The sequence below is a fragment of the Mycoplasma sp. 21DD0573 genome (assembly GCF_034863425.1).
GTDB lineage: Bacteria > Bacillota_I > Bacilli_A > Mycoplasmatales > Metamycoplasmataceae > Mycoplasmopsis.
The window spans coordinates 1-4327 of the sequence record NZ_JAYFEZ010000021.1; the positions used below are offsets into that span (position 1 = coordinate 1).

At 28.3% G+C, this 4327-nt stretch carries 4 protein-coding genes; all 4 read right to left on the reverse strand.

Features of this window, described 5'->3' with window-relative positions:
* The coding region (locus tag VBM86_RS02965; protein WP_323189806.1) for a cell division protein FtsZ at positions 1-1213 on the reverse strand (1213 nt) is incomplete at its 3' end.
* Positions 1214-1224: 11 nt separating this feature from the next.
* Complete coding sequence (locus VBM86_RS02970) at positions 1225-2442, reverse strand: MAG3720 family protein (RefSeq protein ID WP_323176437.1); 1218 nt, start codon at positions 2440-2442, stop codon at positions 1225-1227.
* 10 nt (positions 2443-2452) lie between these two features.
* Entirely contained in the window at positions 2453-3361 is a 909-nt protein-coding gene (rsmH, locus tag VBM86_RS02975) for a 16S rRNA (cytosine(1402)-N(4))-methyltransferase RsmH (RefSeq protein ID WP_323188923.1), read from the reverse strand.
* A complete protein-coding gene (locus VBM86_RS02980) occupies positions 3348-3782 on the reverse strand; it encodes a division/cell wall cluster transcriptional repressor MraZ (protein WP_257089633.1) in 435 nt (144 codons plus the stop codon). Before VBM86_RS02980 ends, rsmH begins: the two co-directional genes overlap by 14 nt.
* Positions 3783-4327: the final 545 nt, after the last annotated feature.

The following is a 4327-nucleotide window of genomic DNA, read 5'->3' on the forward strand; positions in this document are numbered from 1 at the left end:
TCGGAATATTGAAGTAGTTTAATAATTCTATAGAAGGATTTTCTTTTGATGCATCTGCAGCATCTTCATCAACTTTAAGAATTTCTGTATCTTGAGTTTGTAACTTGATTTCTTGTTCAATAATAGCTTGGACATCTTCAAGAATAATTGTGTCTTGTCTGATGTCTTCTAGCTCATTGATTTGTTCTATAACTTCAACTTTTTCTTCTTGCACATAGATGTTTTTGTTAACTTGCTCATCTTCACCTGAACCAATTACAGTGATTTTGAAAAATCCTGCATTGTGTGGTGTATTGATAATTTCTTGTCCTATTTTGATAGCTTCTGATTCATTAGTTTCATCGATGTTTAGTTTTTTGTAAACACCCATAATTGCTTCATGAATTTGAGCCGATGTCGTATTATGGTCATATTGCAAGTTAATTAATAATCTCGAAGGTACAAATAATGGATAATCATAATAGTTTGGTTCAAAAAGCTTGTTAAGTGCTTTTGAAACTTTTGATTCTCCTGAACCTTGTGTAACGTTAATGATTGATTTACCTGAATTTGTCAATGCATTTTTAAAATCAGCAAAGTCAATGTTGATAAATCCTACTTTGTTTAAAATGTCATTAATTGCAACTACAATATTTTTTAAACTTACGTTAGCTAATCTGTATAAGTCTGCACTCGGAACTGATGGGTTCAATTCTGAAATTTTTTGGTTTGATAAAACTAAATATGCGTCTGTATTTTGTTTAAGATTTTCAATACCATTTGTAGCTATTTTATTTCTTGCTTTACCTTCATATGCGAATGGTGTAGAAATGATACCTAATACTAATGCACCTTGCTCCTTGGCAATTTGAGCAATTAATGGTGCTGCTCCAGTACCTGTTCCACCACCAAATCCAGCAGTTACTATTACAATTTTTGAACCGCTTAATTTTTCTTTAATATCTTCAATACTTTCTTTAGCAAGTTCTAATCCAAGTTCTGGATTTGAACCAGCACCAAAACCATTGTTACTTTTTCCAAGAGTTAATTTATTTTCACATTTACTGTATTCTAATGCTTGAGAATCTGTGTTTGCAGCTATGTAATTGATGTTTGGCAAATTTTCATCAATCATCATATTTACTGCATTATTTCCTGCACCACCAACGCCAATGATGGTGATTTTAAAGTTCTCTCATTTTTTATATGGACTATTTTGGGTTAATTGATCCATTTTTTAACTCCTTATTTATGGTTAAAAAGGTTTGTAAAGATTCTTGCAAAGATATTTCTTTTTGATCTTGAATAATCTATTCTACTAATAATAGTGTTGTTTTGATCTTTTTCAATAAGCATATTGTTACTTTGTAAAATAGCTTGCTGAATTAATTTGTTTTCTAAAGTAAATAAAGTAAAAACGTTGTCAGCTAATAAATTTTGAACACGTAGCTGATTGAAATTGTTGCTAAATGATTCTTTTAAATCATTTGCGATAAATTCATTTTCTGAATTTACAATTAAGCTTTTTAAGTTTGGTAAATCTAAATGTTTTCTATTTAGATTGTAAAAATCTAAAACTAAGTTTGATAAGTGTTTTTTAAATTCATTGTATTTTGCTACAACAAATTTGTAAACTTCAGCATCTTCATCAAATCCATTTGAAAATTCATCTAATCTTGTGTGGTAATCAATCATATTGGCAACTAGTTGATTATTTACCTTAAGATTATTTGCTAATTTATTAACTAAGTAATTTAATGAAATATTGTCATATTTTTTGTAGTTGAAAATTTTTCCATTTTTAACTACAAAAAGTGATAAATAATTTTTGTTTAAATCTACAGCAATACTTTGAACAGCTGTATCTGCAATTCTACTTGCAATTAATTGTGACTTAAGATAGAAAGTAACTCTTAAGTTTGTTCCTGAATAAGGTTTAGTGAACATTTCTTTTAATGTTTCTAAGTTTGTTCTATCTAAACCTGTGTCAAATAATGAAAATACTTGACTAATTTTTGTGTACTCTCTATCTGTAGGTACATTTGCATATTCTTTGCTAATATCACCTTTAACTGTTGTTCAGTTAATTGTTGGTGAAGAGATGAAATTCTCTAAGTTTGAGAATTTAATGTGTTTTTGCATTAAGTTCTCAAGTGATTTTTCAACCTCTGAAGAGTTAATTAGATTGTTGTTATTATCTAATTGATTGATAAATCTTGAAAATGATAAGTTTTCAAATAAATTGTCATCAAAAATTACATTTAGCTCTAGCTCACTATCATTTACAACTGTTTTTGTTGCTACAGCAGCTTGCTGATATCACGCATCAAAAGTTATAATGTCAAATGAGTTATATTCTGAAGTACGACTTAAAACATTGAAGTAATTATCATTTTGATATTTAACAAGTACAAATTCTGCATTTGTATCTGTTATATGATAGTTTGCTATGTACTTGCTCATAATTACTCCTTTATTTTAATTTTTTAATAATTCTTAGTTTCGCACTTCTTGATCTATTGTTTTCTTCAATTTCTTGTCTAGAAGCTTTGATTGATTTAGTTATAAATTCTTTTTGTTCTTGAATTGGCATTTTTGATGGTATTTTAGATTTGGTAACTTCTGCAAATGCATTTTTTACCATTTTATCTTCGATAGAATGGAATGTAATAATGCTTAAAGTTCCATTTGTATCTAACATACCAAGTGCATTTTCAAGTAATTGTTTTAATGAATCAAGTTCATTGTTAACTTCAATTCTGATTGCTTGAAAAATTGCTTTAGCTGGATTTTTTTCTCTAAGTAATGCAGCTGGATATGCACTTTTTATGACATTAACTAACTCTAAAGTAGTATTAATTGGACGATTATTACAAATGGCTTTCGCAACTTTTTTATTAAGTTTTACATCAGCGTATTTTCATAATATCTCAGCCAATTTATCTTCATCATAGTAGTTAACTACATAATAAGCATCAAGTTCTTGTGCTTGATTCATACGCATATCAAGTTTTGCGTCCTTGTTATATGAGAATCCACGTTCTGCTTGATCGATTTGTGGTGATGAAATTCCTAAGTCAGCAATAATTCCATTGACTTTAAAGACATTTTGTTCGTGTAATTTTGAAACAAAATCTTTAAAGTCACTTTTAATAAGTGTGAAATTATTACTTATTTTTTCAAGTCTTCCTTTTGATTGTTCTAAAGCATAATCATCTTTATCAAAAGCGTATAAGTGACCTGTTGTAAGTTTTTTTAATATCTCTGATGAGTGACCACCCATTCCTACAGTTAAATCAACATAAATTCCATCTGGTTTTATATCCAGTGAATCTACTGTTTCGTTCAATAGAACTGAATAATGTAATTTACTTTGTTCCATGACCTGAAAGAGTTTGAGCGATATTTGCTATATCATCAAGAGAGTATTGGTTGTTGAATTCATCGTATTTTTCTTTTGATCATAGTTCAGCAATTGAACCTACACCAATGAAAATAACTTCTTTTTTGATGGATAGTTTGTCAATGATAATTTTTGGTAATGAGATACGGTTTTGATTATCAAGGTCGATTTCGTAAGTGTTTCCTAAAATGTATCTTGCAAGAATACGTGCATTTCTATCAAAACGATTATTTTCTTCAATCATTCTGATGTAAGCTTTGTATTCTTCGATTGATCTAATTTCAGCATTACCATCAAAACCGATGGTAACAAAAACTTTCGAACCGAGTTCATCTCTGAAGACCGGTGGAATGACCACACGGTTCTTATCATCTATGTTTCTTGAGTATTCGCCGTACATATTTACCACTTCCTCCCACTATCCACCATAATTCTACACCAAATTAGACAAGCATTTAAAAAATATTTATTTTTTTAGCAAAATTTTTTAGATTTTTCATAAATGTGAAAAATTCAAAAAAATCAGACTTACACAAATCTGATTTTTTAATTTTTGATAGTTTTTATGGAAAAAGTGCTCTTTTTCCATTTTTTACTAATTTAATAAATTAAATTAATTAAGCAAAATTGATGAAAATTAGTCAAAATTTGCAAATATTTAAACAATTAGTGGGAGGAGTTTTAAGAAAAAAATATTCAGCTTAATAATAAGTCGTGATTTTCATCGAAAATTGAAAAAAATTCTGATAATTTGCTCGATTTTCTCAATGAATTTAACTTGTTTTAAATGAATCATAAATAACTCTTTGAAAAAGTTTAAAAAAGAAAGTTTAAGTTCGTATTTTTTAATTTTTAATAAAAAACCTGCGCAATAAAATTGTGCAGGACTTTAAACTAGGACACAAAAATTGGACAAAAGTTTAATTTGTCATAACACCTCAAGAT